Origin of the sequence: Paenibacillus sp. S02, from assembly GCF_019454065.1 — a bacterium.
GTDB lineage: Bacteria > Bacillota > Bacilli > Paenibacillales > Paenibacillaceae > Paenibacillus > Paenibacillus polymyxa_B.
Genome location: NZ_CP073682.1, coordinates 5,535,156 through 5,553,334, shown reverse-complemented (window position 1 = coordinate 5,553,334; position 18,179 = coordinate 5,535,156). Strand labels below are relative to the sequence as shown.

At 47.6% G+C, this 18,179-nt stretch carries 17 protein-coding genes; 10 read left to right on the top strand and 7 right to left on the bottom strand.

All coding sequences use genetic code 11. The features are described from left to right. Nucleotides 1-41 precede the first annotated feature (41 nt). The 3 genes from KAI36_RS24685 to KAI36_RS24675 all read left to right on the top strand — a co-directional run bounded on the left by KAI36_RS24685 (nt 42) and on the right by KAI36_RS24675 (nt 6,672). Nucleotides 42-5,087 (top strand): Ig-like domain-containing protein, encoded by a 5,046-nt coding sequence (locus tag KAI36_RS24685; RefSeq protein WP_220026254.1) that lies wholly within the window; start codon nt 42-44, stop codon nt 5,085-5,087. Nucleotides 5,088-5,230: 143 nt separating this feature from the next. Then, a complete protein-coding gene (mobA, locus tag KAI36_RS24680) occupies nt 5,231-5,983 on the top strand; it encodes a molybdenum cofactor guanylyltransferase (protein ID WP_181016549.1) in 753 nt (250 codons plus the stop codon). Nucleotides 5,984-6,057: 74 nt separating this feature from the next. Further along, entirely contained in the window at nt 6,058-6,672 is a 615-nt protein-coding gene (locus tag KAI36_RS24675) for a LysE/ArgO family amino acid transporter (protein WP_023990738.1), read from the top strand. A gap of 11 nt (nt 6,673-6,683) precedes the next feature. On the opposite strand, the gene KAI36_RS24670 is transcribed toward KAI36_RS24675, so the two are convergent. Further along, complete coding sequence (locus tag KAI36_RS24670; RefSeq protein ID WP_103744758.1) at nt 6,684-7,148, bottom strand: DUF3592 domain-containing protein; 465 nt, start codon at nt 7,146-7,148, stop codon at nt 6,684-6,686. A 169-nt stretch (nt 7,149-7,317) separates the two neighbouring features. Continuing rightward, complete coding sequence (locus KAI36_RS24665; RefSeq protein WP_068938936.1) at nt 7,318-7,779, bottom strand: VOC family protein; 462 nt, start codon at nt 7,777-7,779, stop codon at nt 7,318-7,320. A 280-nt stretch (nt 7,780-8,059) separates the two neighbouring features. Here KAI36_RS24665 and KAI36_RS24660 point away from each other — a divergent pair, with 280 nt between their 5' ends. Further along, nucleotides 8,060-8,494 carry an Lrp/AsnC family transcriptional regulator gene (locus tag KAI36_RS24660; protein ID WP_053326278.1) on the top strand — a complete coding sequence of 145 codons (435 nt, stop codon included), beginning with the start codon at nt 8,060-8,062 and terminating at the stop codon, nt 8,492-8,494. A 107-nt stretch (nt 8,495-8,601) separates the two neighbouring features. On the opposite strand, the gene KAI36_RS24655 is transcribed toward KAI36_RS24660, so the two are convergent. From KAI36_RS24655 to KAI36_RS24640, 4 genes are read right to left on the bottom strand one after another with little or no spacing between them, the layout of a single operon-like run. Next, on the bottom strand, nt 8,602-9,534 hold the full coding sequence (locus KAI36_RS24655) for a 1-phosphofructokinase family hexose kinase (protein ID WP_103744759.1): 933 nt from the start codon (nt 9,532-9,534) through the stop codon (nt 8,602-8,604). A 56-nt stretch (nt 9,535-9,590) separates the two neighbouring features. After that, nucleotides 9,591-9,905 (bottom strand): DMT family transporter, encoded by a 315-nt coding sequence (locus KAI36_RS24650; RefSeq protein ID WP_013312355.1) that lies wholly within the window; start codon nt 9,903-9,905, stop codon nt 9,591-9,593. Further along, the gene (locus KAI36_RS24645) at nt 9,905-10,246 is read right to left on the bottom strand and encodes a DMT family transporter (RefSeq protein ID WP_023990733.1); all 342 of its coding nucleotides are present in this window, start codon (nt 10,244-10,246) and stop codon (nt 9,905-9,907) included. Before KAI36_RS24645 ends, KAI36_RS24650 begins: the two co-directional genes overlap by 1 nt. Before the next feature lie 44 nt (nt 10,247-10,290). Next, nucleotides 10,291-10,884: a TetR/AcrR family transcriptional regulator gene (locus KAI36_RS24640; RefSeq protein ID WP_103744760.1), complete on the bottom strand. Its 594-nt coding sequence runs from the start codon at nt 10,882-10,884 to the stop codon at nt 10,291-10,293. Between the two features lie 204 nt (nt 10,885-11,088). Between KAI36_RS24640 and cls the strand changes: the two genes are divergently transcribed. Next, on the top strand, nt 11,089-12,600 hold the full coding sequence (gene cls / locus KAI36_RS24635) for a cardiolipin synthase (protein ID WP_103744761.1): 1,512 nt from the start codon (nt 11,089-11,091) through the stop codon (nt 12,598-12,600). A gap of 33 nt (nt 12,601-12,633) precedes the next feature. On the opposite strand, the gene KAI36_RS24630 is transcribed toward cls, so the two are convergent. Then, on the bottom strand, nt 12,634-14,130 hold the full coding sequence (locus KAI36_RS24630) for a phospholipase D family protein (RefSeq protein ID WP_103744762.1): 1,497 nt from the start codon (nt 14,128-14,130) through the stop codon (nt 12,634-12,636). A gap of 235 nt (nt 14,131-14,365) precedes the next feature. Between KAI36_RS24630 and KAI36_RS24625 the strand changes: the two genes are divergently transcribed. The 5 genes from KAI36_RS24625 (at nt 14,366) to KAI36_RS24605 (ending at nt 18,046) form a co-directional block, all read left to right on the top strand. Then, nucleotides 14,366-14,791 (top strand): DMT family transporter, encoded by a 426-nt coding sequence (locus tag KAI36_RS24625; protein ID WP_023990729.1) that lies wholly within the window; start codon nt 14,366-14,368, stop codon nt 14,789-14,791. A gap of 59 nt (nt 14,792-14,850) precedes the next feature. Continuing rightward, nucleotides 14,851-15,555 (top strand): Crp/Fnr family transcriptional regulator, encoded by a 705-nt coding sequence (locus KAI36_RS24620; protein WP_103744763.1) that lies wholly within the window; start codon nt 14,851-14,853, stop codon nt 15,553-15,555. Between the two features lie 58 nt (nt 15,556-15,613). Beyond that, nucleotides 15,614-16,105 (top strand): DMT family transporter, encoded by a 492-nt coding sequence (locus KAI36_RS24615; RefSeq protein WP_023990727.1) that lies wholly within the window; start codon nt 15,614-15,616, stop codon nt 16,103-16,105. 352 nt (nt 16,106-16,457) lie between these two features. Then, the gene (fni, locus tag KAI36_RS24610; protein WP_103744764.1) at nt 16,458-17,558 is read left to right on the top strand and encodes a type 2 isopentenyl-diphosphate Delta-isomerase; all 1,101 of its coding nucleotides are present in this window, start codon (nt 16,458-16,460) and stop codon (nt 17,556-17,558) included. Beyond that, the gene (locus KAI36_RS24605) at nt 17,555-18,046 is read left to right on the top strand and encodes a GNAT family N-acetyltransferase (RefSeq protein ID WP_103744765.1); all 492 of its coding nucleotides are present in this window, start codon (nt 17,555-17,557) and stop codon (nt 18,044-18,046) included. Before fni ends, KAI36_RS24605 begins: the two co-directional genes overlap by 4 nt. Nucleotides 18,047-18,179: the final 133 nt, after the last annotated feature.

Sequence of the window (18,179 nt, the reverse complement as noted above, 5' to 3'; positions counted from 1 at the left end):
AATACCACGGGCAAAGGGTCCTAAATAAAAAGGAGTATGTTATGAGTGAGAAAAAAAGAAACACGAAACGTTTAAACAGAATGATTAAGGCAAGTGTACTGACAACACAGGTATTTAATCTAGCCAACCCTTATATGTTAGCAACGTTTGCGACGGAGAGTCCTAGCAGTGAAATCATAGAAAATGCAGATATAGCGGATGGATTCACTACGGATACATCTCCACTGAATGTGGCTTCATCAGTTTATATGCAGGCGCAAATGGAAGAGCCACCGCACTATACATGGCTATCCCCACAGCAGGAAAGTGGAGTTTCATTGTCCACAAATCTGTCTATGTTATTCAGCGAAGACGTAGAACTGGGAACAGGTCATCTTATCGTGCATCAGTGGGATGGAACCGAGGCTGGACGGATTGATGTGAGCGGAGGAACGGTTGCAGGAGGTACGGTACAAATCAGCGGTCAGCACGTGTCGATGAAGCTGGACCATCCGTTGTCTGACAATACCCGGTACTATGTAGAAGTCAGCTCAGGCATGTTTGTAGACCGTGGAGGGCAGGGATCGAACGCGGTTTGGGACAAGAGCATGTGGAACTTCATGACAGCAGATGAGACGGCGCCAAAGCTGGTATCGAAGTCACCGGAAGGTCTTTATTTAAGTGGTATGGGTCCAGGGAAAGCGTATTTTAACATGGAGTTCAATGAGTCAGTAAGATGGGACCGCGGATATGTAAGACTGCACGAAGCTTCGGGAGGAGCCGTAGTTCGCGAGCTGCGGATATCTGGAGCAGGGGACTCAAACAGGACATATGAGGTGTCAGGCCAGAAAAAGATAGTAGAATTTAAGCTATCGGGTGGACTGGAAGAAGGGAAGCCCTATTATGTGGAAATCACCTCAGGAGCGCTGACGGATATGGCAATGAACCCGTATGCGGGGTTGCACACTCCAGAGGAATGGGCATTCCGTACGGGAGATATGCAGCCGTATTATACACAACTGTATCCGCAGGGAAGCGGTCAGGCGCTCACGCCGAGCATGGACATGATTTTTAGTGAAGAGATGAGACTGGGCGTAGGCCATCTCACCCTGCATCAGTGGGATGGAACCGAGGTTGGACGGATTGATGTGAGCGGAGGAACGGTTGCAGGAGGTACGGTACAAATCAGCGGTCAGCACGTGTCGATGAAGCTGGACCATCCGTTGTCTGACAATACCCGGTACTATGTAGAAGTCAGCTCAGGCATGTTTGTAGACCGTGGAGGGCAGGGATCGAACGCGGTTTGGGACAAGAGCATGTGGAACTTCATGACAGCAGATGAGACGGCGCCAAAGCTGGTATCGAAGTCACCGGAAGGTCTTTATTTAAGTGGTATGGGTCCAGGGAAAGCGTATTTTAACATGGAGTTCAATGAGTCAGTAAGATGGGACCGCGGATATGTAAGACTGCACGAAGCTTCGGGAGGAGCCGTAGTTCGCGAGCTGCGGATATCTGGAGCAGGGGACTCAAACAGGACATATGAGGTGTCAGGCCAGAAAAAGATAGTAGAATTTAAGCTATCGGGTGGACTGGAAGAAGGGAAGCCCTATTATGTGGAAATCACCTCAGGAGCGCTGACGGATATGGCAATGAACCCGTATGCGGGGTTGCACACTCCAGAGGAATGGGCATTCCGTACGGGAGATATGCAGCCGTATTATACACAACTGTATCCGCAGGGAAGCGGTCAGGCGCTCACGCCGAGCATGGACATGATTTTTAGTGAAGAGATGAGACTGGGCGTAGGCCATCTCACCCTGCATCAGTGGGATGGAACCGAGGTTGGACGGATTGATGTGAGCGGAGGAACGGTTGCAGGAGGTACGGTACAAATCAGCGGTCAGCACGTGTCGATGAAGCTGGACCATCCGTTGTCTGACAATACCCGGTACTATGTAGAAGTCAGCTCAGGCATGTTTGTAGACCGTGGAGGGCAGGGATCGAACGCGGTTTGGGACAAGAGCATGTGGAACTTCATGACAGCAGATGAGACGGCGCCAAAGCTGGTATCGAAGTCACCGGAAGGTCTTTATTTAAGTGGTATGGGTCCAGGGAAAGCGTATTTTAACATGGAGTTCAATGAGTCAGTAAGATGGGACCGCGGATATGTAAGACTGCACGAAGCTTCGGGAGGAGCCGTAGTTCGCGAGCTGCGGATATCTGGAGCAGGGGACTCAAACAGGACATATGAGGTGTCAGGCCAGAAAAAGATAGTAGAATTTAAGCTATCGGGTGGACTGGAAGAAGGGAAGCCCTATTATGTGGAAATCACCTCAGGAGCGCTGACGGATATGGCAATGAACCCGTATGCGGGGTTGCACACTCCAGAGGAATGGGCATTCCGTACGGGAGATATGCAGCCGTATTATACACAACTGTATCCGCAGGGAAGCGGTCAGGCGCTCACGCCGAGCATGGACATGATTTTTAGTGAAGAGATGAGACTGGGCGTAGGCCATCTCACCCTGCATCAGTGGGATGGAACCGAGGTTGGACGGATTGATGTGAGCGGAGGAACGGTTGCAGGAGGTACGGTACAAATCAGCGGTCAGCACGTGTCGATGAAGCTGGACCATCCGTTGTCTGACAATACCCGGTACTATGTAGAAGTCAGCTCAGGCATGTTTGTAGACCGTGGAGGGCAGGGATCGAACGCGGTTTGGGACAAGAGCATGTGGAACTTCATGACAGCAGATGAGACGGCGCCAAAGCTGGTATCGAAGTCACCGGAAGGTCTTTATTTAAGTGGTATGGGTCCAGGGAAAGCGTATTTTAACATGGAGTTCAATGAGTCAGTAAGATGGGACCGCGGATATGTAAGACTGCACGAAGCTTCGGGAGGAGCCGTAGTTCGCGAGCTGCGGATATCTGGAGCAGGGGACTCAAACAGGACATATGAGGTGTCAGGCCAGAAAAAGATAGTAGAATTTAAGCTATCGGGTGGACTGGAAGAAGGGAAGCCCTATTATGTGGAAATCACCTCAGGAGCGCTGACGGATATGGCAATGAACCCGTATGCGGGGTTGCACACTCCAGAGGAATGGGCATTCCGTACGGGAGATATGCAGCCGTATTATACACAACTGTATCCGCAGGGAAGCGGTCAGGCGCTCACGCCGAGCATGGACATGATTTTTAGTGAAGAGATGAGACTGGGCGTAGGCCATCTCACCCTGCATCAGTGGGATGGAACCGAGGTTGGACGGATTGATGTGAGCGGAGGAACGGTTGCAGGAGGTACGGTACAAATCAGCGGTCAGCACGTGTCGATGAAGCTGGACCATCCGTTGTCTGACAATACCCGGTACTATGTAGAAGTCAGCTCAGGCATGTTTGTAGACCGTGGAGGGCAGGGATCGAACGCGGTTTGGGACAAGAGCATGTGGAACTTCATGACAGCAGATGAGACGGCGCCAAAGCTGGTATCGAAGTCACCGGAAGGTCTTTATTTAAGTGGTATGGGTCCAGGGAAAGCGTATTTTAACATGGAGTTCAATGAGTCAGTAAGATGGGACCGCGGATATGTAAGACTGCACGAAGCTTCGGGAGGAGCCGTAGTTCGCGAGCTGCGGATATCTGGAGCAGGGGACTCGAATAGGATATATGAGGTGTCAGGCCAGAAAAAGATAGTAGAATTTAAGCTATCAGGTGGACTGGAAGAAGGAAAGCCCTATTATGTGGAAATTACCTCGGGAGCACTGACGGATTTGGCAATGAATCCGTATGTAGGTATGCATACGCCGGAGGATTGGACGTTCCGTACGCTAGATGAACGCTCACATCGTTCTAAGGATAAAAAAACGTCTGATCAGGGTACTTCGTCAGCGGCTTCCCAAACAGAGACTAAGACGGGTGCCGTATTAACAGATGCTAAGACAGCAGCCGATAAGAGCCGCACTATTCAACTTATTGGTTTGAATGATGGAGACGTCAGCCAAGCCCTGAATGTTACAATCGGTGAGCAGAAAGAGTTGGTCGTGGACGCCTCGGGGTACAATAAAGCAGCAAAAGTGAGTATACCTTCTACCTTTTTAAAGGAATATGAGAAAGAAAATTCAAAGGTGCCGATTAGCATTCACACAGCAGTAGCCCAGTTTACTCTTTCTGCTGAATTGGTTGGCAAATTGGTCTCATTATATCCTGAAGACAACCTGATCGTCGAAATTTCAGCGCTGTCAGGCGAAAACGGTGCACAAGTGCGACAAGCTATTGCAGACACGGGTTTAGCGAATGTTGTGGTAAACCCGGTTGATTTCAAGCTTATGGCTGGAGATCAGGAGATCACTGAATTTTTCGGGCATTACGTGGAACGGAAATTGATTCTCGATCATGAAGTTGATCCTAAGCATATAGCGGCCGTTTGGTTCGATCCTAAGACAGGTGTGTTGTCGTCTGTTCCCGTGTTGATACAGAATGTGGATGGACAATTAGAGGCAATCATCAAATCAAATCATAACAGCATTTATGCTGTAGTCTCAGCAGACAAAAAGTTTAAGGATCTAGAAAATCATTGGGCGCAGAAAGATGTAGAGATGCTGGCAAACAAGTTGATTGTCCAAGGTGTTCAGCCTGATATTTTTGAACCGAATCGGGCGGTAACAAGAGCTGAATTTGTGGCAATGCTTGTTCGCGGACTTGGTATGCAGGAGAAGCCGTTAACGGAGCCTTTTACAGATGTGAAAGAGAATGCCTGGTATGCTGGTAGTGTTGGAGCAGCGGTGGAAGCTGGTCTGATCCGTGGTTACGGGAATCAGTCATTTGGACCAGAAAGATTGATTACTCGCGAGGAGATCGTGGTTATTACCGAAAAGGCTGCACATTACGCTCAAACACTGAATGCTGGTCCTGCTAATGAGAAATATAAAGAGATTTACAGTGACGCATCTACTGTTTCTCCTTGGGCTCAAGATGCTATGGCGCAGGCTACAGAGCAAGGCTTAATTAAGGGTGTCTCTCCCGACTTGCTTGCGCCCAAACAGCAGGCGGCCCGGGCGGAGGCTACTTCCATAATAAAACGATTTTTGCAACTTATTAAGTTCACGAATTAAAAGTAATGAACTAGACGAATAGGCACCCTCTTTTTTGGCGATCCAGGTGGATCGCCATTTTTTATACTTTATATAGATGATATTATTAGATTTATTCGTGTTTAATGATAGAATTTGTCTAGCAAAAAGGAGGTGCGATGGTGATGGTGGAGGTGACTGGAATTATCGTGGCAGGCGGACGCTCCAGCAGAATGGGACAGGACAAGGCGCTGCTTCAGCTGGGAGGGATTACGGTACTGGAGAGAATAGCTGCTGTGCTAGGGCAGGTAACAAAACGGGTTATTGTAGTGACCCGGGATACGCAGCAGTATAGAGAATTTGATCTGGAAACGACAAAAGACCTGTATCCCGGCTTAGGGCCTTTGAGCGGTATTCATGCGGGACTTTCTGCTTCCAGAACGGAGTGGGGCATTGTCGTTGCCTGCGATATGCCCTTCGTGCAGCCAGAGATATTGTGTGCTTTGCTTACTCACGCAACGAACTGGACAGCGGCGCAAGAGACAAGCAGTGAACAAGGAAAACAACAAGTACAGGGGGATCATGCACCCTTGACAGGAAAAGGCTCATCGCCCCAGCCAGCAGAACCAGCATTACAGGCAGTGATTGCCTCTGTGGATGGACGTATAAATCCGCTGCTAGGCATATACCATCAAAGTGTGTTGCCGTCTGCCGAGCAATGTCTGCGTAGTGGACGTCTTCGTCTGATCGACTGGCTAGATTCATTGAACGTTCGTTATGAGACAGCGGGCGATTGGCCAGGTGCGAGCTTAGAGATGTGGCGGCAAGCTGTATTTAATATGAACTACCCGCAAGATTATCAGACTACAGTGGAGCAATTGGAGCATATACAAAAACGTACCGAACGTGCACAGAACCTGGAAAACCCAGAACGATAACTACATCAAGAACGGAAGGAAATAACGGAAGATGAGAGAGAAGAAGTGTAATGGTTTTGAGGGGAGTACATAACATGTTGGAAGCTATTATCCATGCTGTTTTATTGGCGTTGGGTTTGATTTTGCCTTTGGGGGTACAAAATGTATTTGTGTTTAATCAAGGGGCGTCCCAGTCGCGGTTTCGCAATGCACTGCCTGCTGTCATTACAGCGGGTATCTGTGATACAATCCTGATCACGCTTGCGGTTGGGGGCGTATCTCTTATTTTGCAGCAATTTCTATGGCTCACGAACGTACTCTATGCAGCGGGCTGTTTGTTTCTGCTGTATATGGCCTGGACTCTATGGAGGTCGAAGGCAGCTTCCTCAGGAGAAAGTCAGGCGATGCGGCCGAAGCGCCAGATGATTTTTGCCGCTTCGGTATCGCTATTGAATCCACATGCCATACTCGACACTGTTGGTGTAATTGGAACCAGCTCCCTTCAATATGACGGTGGGGAACGCTGGGCCTTCGGCCTGGCCGCCGTGTCAGTATCGTGGATATGGTTTATCGGTCTGGCAACGGCGGGGCGTCTCGTGGGACGTATGGATTCAGAAGGAAAGTTTGGTACTGTGCTCAACAAAATATCGGCACTGATTATTTTAGGCCTGGCAATGTATATGGCGATAAATTTTATTACCAGTATGTGATCCAAGCCTGGTTAGAGGAAAAACTTCAAAACAGCGAATACCCCGCTCAAAGCAAAGGGAACACCGATCAAAAACAGTATAAAGGCCAGACAGCCTGCACCATTTATACCGCCTGCAATGCGGGCGTCCCGAGGGTTGGATGGATTGTATAATACCTTAATTTTGCTGCCAACCCGGTTGAGGCTTAGGTTGGTGCTATAAGGATTCCAGAATTCTACGGCTTCACCTGAAGCTGTATAGAAGCGCACCTTTAATCGGCGGGTGTAGCTAGTATCTACCGGATCATCTCGGTCAAAGGGAACGACATCAATATCTACTTCGATATGCGCATCAACGATTTGCCCCTTGGTACGGACCCAGTGGCGTTTACGATAACGATGACGACGGATCGTTCTGAATCCAAAATAGATGAGTAGCAGTCCAATCAAGCTGAACAATGGCATCAGCAGATCGGAGCTAAAATGAAACCAATACACATTGAAATCAATTGAGATGATAATCTACTCCTTTAAATAAGCGATAATCAATATATCGGACGTTTTTTAGGAACAGTTTAATTCTTCCATAGAGATAACGGCAGAGCTGTATGGAATATAAAAAGATCCTACTTCACCGGGAAGTGGATCTTTTTAATAGCTGCGAGGATTACTTTTTGCTCGATAGGGACATATCAAAATCAACATCCTTGATAAATTCGATAACCTCACCATTAGGGCTGTGGACTAATGCATTTGTTACAACCAGAGGAGGTTCGCCAAGTGTAAGCTGATTGGGTTCCACAAAGGTTCTTGCTCCGTGGGCAAGGGCTTTTTGATATATTTCATCTACATTGTCTACGTAAAATGCCAAGTGTAATAAAGCCCCGTGAGCAATCTCTTGCTCGGATGAAGCTTTTTTTCCTTGGGCAGGAATGACAGCATCATTATCAAAAATTTCGAGACAGGTTCTCTGATCGGGTGAGATCAGCATGGAAGCCTCTTGAATTCGAAAAGACGGAAGACTCCAGTGATGTCCTCTTTTAAATCCCAATACCTTGGTATAAAATGCAATGGTCGCTTGATAGTCACGAGCTTGTATGGCAACATGCGCTAGTCCCTTTACGCTCATTTCAGATCCTCCTTTTGATTCAGGATTTTGCAAAATTCGATTCCAGTCGCTCCGAAGTGCAATATATAGACGAACTAAACCATTTCGATCTATATATTGTTCATTGGAAGTCGCTTATGAGATTTTTGCAAAATCCTCATGTAAGTAAACCTTATTATATGAATAATTATGTGGTGCTTATATATTTAAAGTAAGGTTTTTATACTATATTAATTATTGAAAAAAAGTTAATTTGGGTGAAAAATATTATTTTTTAAATTCAGGTTAGGAGGGACTCGATATGCAGCATCACATTGACGATATAGATCACAAAATCATGAAATTGCTTCAGCATGACGCTCGGATAACTATTTCCCAAATCAGTAAAGAAATCTCGATGTCACAGCCGTCTGTTAAAGAAAGGATAACCAAGCTTGAAGAACGAGGGATTATTTCCGGATATAGTACCGTATTTAATTTACGGGAAATGAATCGAGGGACGACTACATTTATTCTAATAAAGACAGAACATTGCCAAGAGCTGGTTGAATTTTGTAGAGAGGCGAAGGAAGTCACTGATTTATTTCGCATTAGTGGGGAATTTAATTATCTCATTAAGGTACAAACCGCGTCGGTAGAGGAAATTGCAGAGCTTCAGGATTCACTAGTCAAGCTGGGTCCTTCGAAGTCGCATATTTGTATGAAAAATATACTGGAAAACAGGGTTTTGTTGTAAGCCAATCGGAGAACCGAACATTTGGAATATAGAGCATTCGGAATAACTGTATTTGTGAAATAAAGATAAGCGAATGCTTGGATGAAATAAAAAAAAGTGACGCTGAATTACAACAGCGTCACCGTAATGCCTTGCTCCAGACGCTTCACGTCCTGGAGCTCGATCTTCCCGGCCATGGCGTGCAGAGCTGCCGCTGTGCCGCAGGCCGCTCCCTGCCGTAGCATGGCAGGGAGATCCAGCCCCGTCGCCGCGCCGGTGACCAGCCCGGCGACCATGGCGTCACCGCTGCCGAGCGCGCTGACAATGTCCGCGTCTGGCAGGCTCACGCGGTAGCGCGCATCGCTCGTTACCGCCAGCGCCCCACGCGCGCCGAGCGAGATGACGGCCAGCTGCGCTCCGGCTTCCAGCAGCTTTGCTGCCGCCGCTTCAGCGGCATCCGGGCGCTCTGCGTCGATCCCCGCGAAGTGGGCGGCCTCGTCCTCGTTAGGCTTCACGAGGTCGGGCTTTCCGCGCAGCCCCAAGCGCAGCGCCTCCCCGCTCGCGTCCAGCGCCACCCGCGCGCCGCGCGCCTTCGCCAGCGTGCACAGCTCGGCGTACAGATCGGGCGGGCAGCCGGGTGGCAGGCTGCCGGAGAATACGACCCAAGCCGAATCCTCGGCAAGGGTCTCGATTTTGTGCCGTAGTGCGGCTAATTCAAGCGGCCCAACGGTTGGCCCGCTCTCAATCAGCTCGGTCTGCGTGCGTGCGGATGGGTCGAGCACGGTAATGGCGAGACGGGTCTCCCCATGAGCCGTTTCAATGAAATCGGCGCTTACGCCTTCTGCGCTCAACCCGTCAATGAGTAGCCGTCCAGTGTGTCCGGCAGCAAACCCGGTCGCTCGTACAGGCTCGCCTAGCGTGCGAATGACGCGAGCGGCATTCACGCCCTTGCCGCCCGGCACCGTCAGGCCGCCTTCAATGCGGTGGACGGCATTCAAACCGAAGCCTGCAACCGTGTAGATTTTATCCACAGCCGCGTTAAGCGTTACGGTGGTAATCACAAGGCATCACTCCTTTAAGATCAGCAATTTGCAACATTTGATGCCATTCGCTCATGCTAAGATATCAGCTTTAATCCCAATGCTGCGGCAAGAATCATGGCGATGAATAAAACACGCAGTACGCTTTTTTGTTCACCGTACAAGAACATGCCTGTAATCGTGCTGCCAACCGTTCCGATGCCTGTCCATACCGCATAGGAAGTTCCCATAGGCAAACTTTTCATGGCATAGCTGAGTAGAGAGAAGCTAAGAACAAAGGATAAGACCATAAGCACTAAGGACTTCCAGCCTTTGCCCACTGTAACTCCCTTCATACCGATGACTCCTAACACTTCCGAGCATCCCGCGATAACCAATGCAATCCAAGCCATTATGCACCACTCCCTTCCTGAACATCACGGTCGGTAACTAACTTCAAGCCGACCACACCTGCCAGCAAAAGGGCAATTAACAGCGTTTTGGACCATTGAAATGGTTCCCCAAATAGCAGCATTTCGCCTACGACTGTTCCCCCTGTCCCCAGTCCGGTGAATACAGCATATACCGTGCCTACAGGCAAACGCTTCGCAGCCTTCATGATTAAATAAAAGCTGGCCACCACAGCCAGCACAGTTACAGCCCAGGCGAGCGCAGAATCCGCATGCTTCAAACCCGATACCCATACGACCTCAATCAGGCCGCCAACAAAAACGTAAATCCAACTGCGATTCATGATGAATGTTCTCCTCAAAAATAGATTTTATAAGTTCGCCGGCTTCACGCTTCATGAGGTGAGGTTAACGTAATCCCGCGCCAAAAAATAGGCCATGCAGCGTTCAGTCTTCGGTGGTAGTTGATGCTTCCACTGTACAGTAGCTCCACCATGATTCCGTCCACCAGTGTCATGAAGGCTAAAGCCACATCCACTGGCTCCATATGCCCAAAGGGTTCCCGATCCCGTGTATTCCGGAGGCGGCGAGTTAATTTTCGCTCCATTTTGTCCAGAAAAGGATTAACAATATCCAGCACCTCGTTATACAACGATACAGGCGGAAAGAAGGAAAAGCGAAGCATAAACTTGGCTGAGTTGTTGCTCTCATATTCCTGTCCCATCCAAAACAAGAAGTCATGCAGGGTATGATGCAACGGCTGATCCCTGCGTTCTGAAAAGTATTCAAAAATACGTAAATTCTGCTCTTGAAAAGCATGCCTCGCTACCTGTAAAAACAGATCCTCCTTGCCTTGGAAATGCGCGTATATAGACGGTTTTCGGATACCGACCTCAGCGGCAATACTGCTCAAGGAGGCTCCCTCATACCCATTGGTGGCAAATTGAAAAAGAGCGGCCTTTCGAATCTCTTCCATCCCCATTATTTTCACCTACCTAACGTTCGTTAGTTTATTCTTGCACGAAAAAAAGTAAGTGTCAACCCAGCATCATTGCGTTTTGTATAAAGCTTTTCTTTGGATTTTTTTATCAACATTTTAATAAAAAAGTGGGAAGAAATAAGGGGCTCATGTACAATATAATGAAGAATACCTGTCAAATGCAGTCCACTGGAAGTGAGGTTAGTTATGAGGCGAAGCTTACTGGCCGTATTGATCGCGGCTATGGTGTTTATTATTTATTATTTTGGCTTGTTTAATTACATCGGCAAAAATGAAGGAACTGTCATCAGTATTTTTTCCACCCTGACAGTGATCTCCATCAGTCTGATTATTTTTACGGAGAATCGTAATCCCTCCACCACGATGTCCTGGATTTTGCTGCTGGCATTGCTGCCAGTCGTTGGACTTCCTCTTTATTTTCTGTTTGGGCAAAATGTATTCAAGCGTCGCAAGTATGATAAAAAGGCATTGCGTGACCAACAGGCTTACGACCGCATTGAAAAGGATGCTTTGCAAGTCAAACGAGATCTGACCTGCTTTACAGATGAGCAGCAGCAGTTGATGCGTTTGGCCCGCAGACTGGCCCGCTCCCCGATTTATTTTGCGACAGAAACTCAAATTCTGAACAATGGAGATGAAACCTTCTCCACTTTGCTGGAAGAATTGCGCAAGGCGCAGCATCATATCCATATGGAATATTACATTTTCCGGTCGGATGATATCGGTACTAGCATTCAGAAGATTTTGATCGAAAAGGCTAAAGCGGGTGTTAAGGTTCGGTTTATGTACGATGCGGTGGGCAGTATTCAGTTGTCGAAGTCATTTTTGAAGGAAATGAGAGATGCAGGAGTAGAGGTTGTTGCGTACGGCGGCGCTCGGATCTTGTTCTTCTCCAGCCGGGTAAACTACCGTAATCACCGTAAAATTGTAGTCATCGACGGTAATATCGGATTAATTGGCGGTCTAAATGTGGGAGATGAGTATCTCAGCCGCAACAAAGCCTACGGCTTTTGGCGTGATACGCATATGATTGTGAAGGGCGAAGCTGTGCGGACGTTGCAGCTTATATTTTTACAGGATTGGCTTCACATGACGGGTGAGTCGGTGTTGGATAGCGAATATCTGTCCCCCAATATTGAACCAATTACGGACGGAGGCGTGCAGATTATTGCCAGTGGCCCGGATAATGAGCGAAGAGTGCTTAAAAATCTGTTTTTCTCCATGATTACGTCCGCTCGAAAATCAGTCTGGATTGCCACTCCTTATTTTATCCCGGATGAAGATATCCTGACTGCTTTGCGTATGGCTGCTCTGTCCGGGTTGGACGTGCGTATTCTGTTTCCCGCAAAACCGGATAAATGGCTACCGTTTCTCGCGTCTCACTCGTACTTCCAGTCGTTGCTGGAGGTTGGAGTCAAGGTATATGAATATGAAAAAGGGTTCCTCCACTCCAAGCTCCTCATCATTGACGGGGAAGTTGCGACCATTGGGACAGCCAATATGGATATGCGTAGCTTTCATTTGAATTTTGAAGTTAACGCTCTGTTAATTCAGACGCACAGTGTGCAGCAGATGGTAACAGACTACGAACGAGATTTGCACTCTGCCAGTCTGATCGTACGCGAAGAATTCATGAAAAAACGTCTATTCAAACGTTTGATGGAATCACTCGCGCGGCTGCTTTCACCGCTGCTGTAACATAAACGAATTCGCTACAGCAGTATCCCGTAGTTAAAATGTAGTAAAGCCTAAAATATCCTGTAGACGGTATATAATATCTTTCCAAAATGTTGAATGATCCTCGTAAGCTGCTAGATCCAAACTGTATTCAGCCCCCTGATTATTCCATAGCTTATCAAAATAGGCCGCAACCTGTCGGGTCAGCTTGCTGTCCGCCGGAGCGGCCACCCACAATTCATTTTCTAGATTCAGATCATCCAGATTACGGGGGGTCAGATTGGTAGAGCCACCCCAAATGATATGCTCTCCTTGCGCCTTGGCGATATAAATCAGTTTGGTATGGAACTGCTCATGAGTGGTATGATACCAGCGAATTTTAATGTTCCCGCCCGATTTATCGGACAACTCTTGGGCAACCGGACGATTGGGGATGCCGATTTTTTCCTGACCAAACGCGTTTTCATTGGGGTCCAGCAGCAGTTGGATGTTTACACCGCGCGCAGAGGCATCCAGCAGGCTATTCAATACTTTACGGTCAGCCAAATAAAACATGCCCATATGAATGCTGTCACCTTTCTTCGTCTGCCCGATGCCATCCAGAACCGAGGTGTACACCTTGCCCTCAGTTAGATATTTGATCCGATAGCTGTCCTTACTCGATGGAACTTTGGGTTCAGCCTGTGGTGTATAGGCAGGAAGCTGCCCACCGCCCGAAAAGTCCAACACCGCCTGCTCCGTTTGTAAAATGTCTCCGATGATAGGCCCCTTCACCTCCAACGCTACATTGGAGTGATAAGCGCTTGCGTCGTGCACGTTGCCTGTAGAAATGAGCGCTGTCTGTTCGTTGGCAACCAATTTTCGGTGATTGGCCTTGACGTTTAACAGCTTAAGATAGGAGCGGGCCGTAACATCAGGTCCGTCACTGGCCATCAGGTTGGGAATCCAGCCTGTGCCCTGCTGCCCGAACCATTGGAAAAAGGTACGCCACACCGCCGAATAGATGGGCGTGGAGTCCCGCAACGGGTCTACATCGGTCTGCACGACTTGAATCCCTGCTCGCTTCATATTCTCCAACAAAGGATTGGGGGCAGAATTGTAGTTGGTATTGACTTCATCTGTAATGAAAAAGATAGGCATATCAGGATGAGCTTTCTTTTTGGCAATAAGATGATCGGTCATTTGTGCGCTGACTTGGGGGAAGCGTTGACCTTTATGCTTATAGTCATTGAACAGAAACAGGTCGATGACTATAAATTGTTGGGCTTCATCAATGATCCCGAGCATACGATTCAAAATTTGTCCTTCATGCTGTGCAGTGCTTCCATCCCCGGTGGGATAGGTCAAATCCGTCCAGAAGTTTACCTCATGGGTTGAATATTCCTGACTTTCATAGGAGACGAATGGAGGCAATGGTTTATGGGTCTGATACAGCATGACGGTAATCAGCCAGAGAATAAGTACCAGAATAGCGATTTTAAAAGCCCGACCCTTTTTCTCGGTTCTTCTTTGATATTCCGGCACAGAATGCAGCGGATCACGTGTAGTCATATGACGATCAACTCCTTAATTGAATGCTGCATTCCATTTTATCGTGCCGGAACATGCAGTTTTATGATGGGATACTGTCAAGTTATTAACGCAAGTGTGCAGGATTGACGCGGATACTGAATGGAATGAAATGGAGGATGTTTTACTATTCATTGAGGACATATGTCCTTTATAGAGAGTCTGCCCTATACTTTAATATATAGAAAAGTCATTTACATGGGGAGAATAACGATTTATGAGAGGAATCTTGTTTGCTTTTCTGGGAGGAGCTTGTATTACGCTACAGGGGGTAGCGAATACACGGATTAGTCAGGATATCGGTACATGGCCGGCGGCCACTGTTACTCAGCTAATAGGTTTTATTTTGGCAGCATTAGTCTGGATGTTTACAAGGGATGGTAATGTAGCTGAAATGAAACAGGTAAAGCCAATGTATCTTTGGGGCGGTGCCTTTGCAGCTATTATTATATTTAGTGAAGTCACGGCAATCCAACATATTGGGGTTACGTTCACGATCTCGGCGTTGTTGATTGCGCAGTTGTGTTTAACTTTCCTGGTAGATATCAAGGGATGGTTCGGTATAGTGAAGCAAAAGATGAAGCTGCCACAATTTATAGGTATTGGTATGATGATCGCTGGTGTAATTATTCTGAAGCTCTAAAATAGAATTTTAACTTGTAAAGAAAGCTTAGTATGTAGAAATTGAAGGTGAGCTTAGGAATGAGAGAAATTCAGGATCAAGAGCAGCTAAAATATTTTTTGCAGTTGCATGAGTTGGAATCCATACTCTACGAGCCACTACATCCTTATTTGTCGTTGCATCGTCTGGAGCAAGGGGAAAAGCTCTGTTCACAGGGGGACTCCATCGAACATCTATATATACTGGTGCAGGGCAAGGTCAAGATTTATACCAGTTCTACAGAAGGGAAAACCCTGATCCTTTGCTTCAAAACACCGATCGAGGTCATAGGAGATGTTGAATATATTCGGAGTAGTCACGTTATCAACACAGTAGAGGCAGTGTCTCCGATCTATGTGATCGGTATTCACCACCAATGGATGAACAAATACGGCAGAGACTATGCTCCTTTGCTGCAATTTCTATTGGATATTGTCACGCGAAAGTTTTGCCTGGACTCCGACTTTTCCAGTTTCAATCTCATGTATCCGGTGGAAGTCAGGCTGGCGAGCTACCTGCTATCGGTTTCTTTTGACGAATCGAATTCGGCTTTTCATGAGGAATTACGTGCATCTAGTCTGGTAGATGTGGCGAATTTGATCGGAACCAGCTATAGGCATCTCAACCGTGTCATTCGCAAAATGATTGAAGATGGATGGGTTGAACGGACAAAAGGCTACATTGTCATTCGGGACAGAAAAGGTTTGAGTGAACTCGCAGGACATAATATTTATGAATCATTGTAATAGGAGCATTTAGGATAAAGGCAGAAGAATATCAGGATCATCAAGGGAGAGTTAATATATGTTATTAGGAATTGTATTGGCGATTATCGCAGGTGCCTTGGTCAGTCTGCAAACGATATTCAATAATAAGGTGAATGAACGGACAGGATCGTGGGCCACAACAACATTGGTGCTGGGTACAGGGTTCTTGGCTTCCTTACTCGGGAGTCTTATTTTTGAAGGGAAAAATACATTTGCTTTACAGCATATGCAGCCGTGGTACTGGTTCAGTGGCATGATTGGTGTCGGTGTTGTGTTCTGTCTGGTGCAAGGAATGAAGCGACTTGGCCCGACCTATGCGATCTCCATTGTATTGACGGCACAATTAGGTACCGCCCTGTTGTGGGATTCGTTAGGATGGCTGGGATTAGAAAAGATTCCGTTTACCTTTAATAAGTTGATCGGTGTATTGGTCATTATCGGTGGTATTCTCGTATTCAAATTTGGACATGGGCGTACGAAGGAGCAAGCAGAAAGCATTTCATCTGTACCTGATTCGATGAAGGGATAAAGGAGATTGTAATGACCTTTATCTTGCTGGGATAGGGATTGTCCTTTCGAGTAGGCATTTTGCAGAAAAGCGGCAGCTCAATTAGGAGCGGCTTTTCTGTAGAGTTTCCGAAATAACTGGTTTATTGCGAATTTTGAACATGACCTATGGGTAAGAAAAAATGTTCACGATCGTGTATATATTTTTCCATCCATGATACAATGAAAGTATCTTAAAATAGCCACTTTAAGGGCTACGATATTTGATATAAGAGACGATACATAGATCGGTTACCGTGTTCGGGAACGGTCTTATTTGTGCTTCTTGAACTTGATACAATAAACAGAGTGACTTTGGATGAGGTGGAACATAGATGAGTAGTACAGAGAATGAAAAAGGAGCGCCTGACGGTTTTAATAAATCCGGCTCTTTGTTGCCTGCCGCGAGGACAGGCGAACGGAAGATTGAGCACGTCCGCCTTTGTTTGCAAGAAGATGTGGCCGGACAAGGCATCACCAGCGGGCTGGAGCGATATGCCTTTAAGCACTGCGCTCTGCCGGAGGTGCATTTTGACGAGGTTCGTCTGGATACTACTTTTTTAGGACAGGTTGTACGAACGCCACTGCTTATTAGCTCCATGACAGGCGGCAGCGCCGAGACAGGAGCGATTAATGAGCGATTAGCAGAGACAGCGGAGAGACGCGGCTGGGCATTGGGCGTCGGTTCGGTACGGGCTGCGGTGGAAAGGGAAGAATTAGCTTCAACCTTTGCGGTTCGCCGTCTGGCACCCAGTATCCCGATCCTTGCCAATCTGGGTGCGGTGCAGCTGAACTACGGATTTGGCGTGGACGATTGTCGCCGTGCAGTGGAAATTGCCGGAGCAGATATGTTGGTGCTGCATTTGAACGGATTGCAGGAGATTTTTCAACCCGAAGGGAATTTGGATTTTAGCGGCCTGCTTCAGCGCATCGAGGAGTTGTGTCGTCAGCTTTCAGTGCCTGTAGGAGTGAAGGAAGTAGGCTGGGGCATAGATGGCGAGACGGCATCGAGACTGTATGATGCGGGTGCTGCCTTTATTGATGTCGCTGGCGCAGGTGGGACAAGCTGGAGCCAAGTGGAGAAATTTCGTAATCCTGATCCTGTGCGTCGTGCCGCGGCGGAGGCGTTTGCGGATTGGGGCAATTCGACCTCTGATTGTATCGTGGAAGTTAGAGCTGCTCAGCCACATGGTGCTCTGATCGGTAGCGGTGGACTGAGAGACGGTGTCGATGCAGCGAAGGCGCTCGCTCTGGGGGCTGACATGGCAGGCTTCGGGCGTTCTTTGCTCGGTTCGGCGGTTGCCTCCAGTGAAGCGCTGGAAGCACGCTTGGAGCAGGTCGAACTGGAACTCCGCACGGTCATGTTTGGCATTGGGGTAGATGGAATAGAAGGGCTTAAAGACACGACTCGACTAAGAAAGAAGGTAAACGGATGAGCGGACTTATTACATTGGTTCCGATGAATGAGGAGCAATATGAACGATTTGAACAACGCTCGCTTGCCGACTATGCGGATGAGAAAATCCAAGCAGGTACATGGACGGTAGAAGAAGCACCAGAACGTGCGGCAGAAAGTTTTGCTCGATACCTGCCACAGAGACTAGACACACCTCATGCTCACCTGTATATGTTGATGTTTTCTGAGGCCGGGGGGCAGAGTCAGGAGGAAGCTGGCTATATCTGGTTCAATATTACGGATGGCGCGCAAGGAAAAGAAGCTTTTCTACTGGATATTCTTGTCTACGATTCATATCAGGGAAGGGGTCTGGGCACGTTGGCGATGGGGGCTCTGGAACAAGAGGCTCGCCGACTGGGAGCTGTTCGCATCGGTTTGCATGTATTTGGGCATAATGAGCGAGCTTTGCATGTATATCGCAAATCGGGCTATCGGGTTACGGATATCCAGATGAGCAAAGAAATCTAAATAGAGATATAGCAAAATCCTGAATTTCATAACCGTATGCTTGCCGCGTGTATAGGTTCTCATATATAATGTGGGTTGGTAAACTAACGGATGGCATAACGCATATTTTATATAAACGGGAGTTGTTCTGATT

Excerpts from the sequence above, each read along its gene's own strand:
- KAI36_RS24685 (WP_220026254.1), top strand. The coding sequence starts at position 42 with ATGAGTGAGAAAAAAAGAAACACGAAACGTTTAAACAGAATGATTAAG.
- mobA (WP_181016549.1), top strand. The coding sequence starts at position 5,231 with ATGGTGGAGGTGACTGGAATTATCGTGGCAGGCGGACGCTCCAGCAGA.
- KAI36_RS24675 (WP_023990738.1), top strand. The coding sequence starts at position 6,058 with ATGTTGGAAGCTATTATCCATGCTGTTTTATTGGCGTTGGGTTTGATT.
- KAI36_RS24665 (WP_068938936.1), bottom strand. The coding sequence starts at position 7,779 with ATGAGCGTAAAGGGACTAGCGCATGTTGCCATACAAGCTCGTGACTAT.
- KAI36_RS24660 (WP_053326278.1), top strand. The coding sequence starts at position 8,060 with ATGCAGCATCACATTGACGATATAGATCACAAAATCATGAAATTGCTT.
- KAI36_RS24650 (WP_013312355.1), bottom strand. The coding sequence starts at position 9,905 with ATGGCTTGGATTGCATTGGTTATCGCGGGATGCTCGGAAGTGTTAGGA.
- KAI36_RS24645 (WP_023990733.1), bottom strand. The coding sequence starts at position 10,246 with ATGAATCGCAGTTGGATTTACGTTTTTGTTGGCGGCCTGATTGAGGTC.
- KAI36_RS24640 (WP_103744760.1), bottom strand. The coding sequence starts at position 10,884 with ATGGGGATGGAAGAGATTCGAAAGGCCGCTCTTTTTCAATTTGCCACC.
- cls (WP_103744761.1), top strand. The coding sequence starts at position 11,089 with ATGAGGCGAAGCTTACTGGCCGTATTGATCGCGGCTATGGTGTTTATT.
- KAI36_RS24630 (WP_103744762.1), bottom strand. The coding sequence starts at position 14,130 with ATGACTACACGTGATCCGCTGCATTCTGTGCCGGAATATCAAAGAAGA.
- KAI36_RS24625 (WP_023990729.1), top strand. The coding sequence starts at position 14,366 with ATGAGAGGAATCTTGTTTGCTTTTCTGGGAGGAGCTTGTATTACGCTA.
- KAI36_RS24620 (WP_103744763.1), top strand. The coding sequence starts at position 14,851 with ATGAGAGAAATTCAGGATCAAGAGCAGCTAAAATATTTTTTGCAGTTG.
- KAI36_RS24615 (WP_023990727.1), top strand. The coding sequence starts at position 15,614 with ATGTTATTAGGAATTGTATTGGCGATTATCGCAGGTGCCTTGGTCAGT.
- fni (WP_103744764.1), top strand. The coding sequence starts at position 16,458 with ATGAGTAGTACAGAGAATGAAAAAGGAGCGCCTGACGGTTTTAATAAA.
- KAI36_RS24605 (WP_103744765.1), top strand. The coding sequence starts at position 17,555 with ATGAGCGGACTTATTACATTGGTTCCGATGAATGAGGAGCAATATGAA.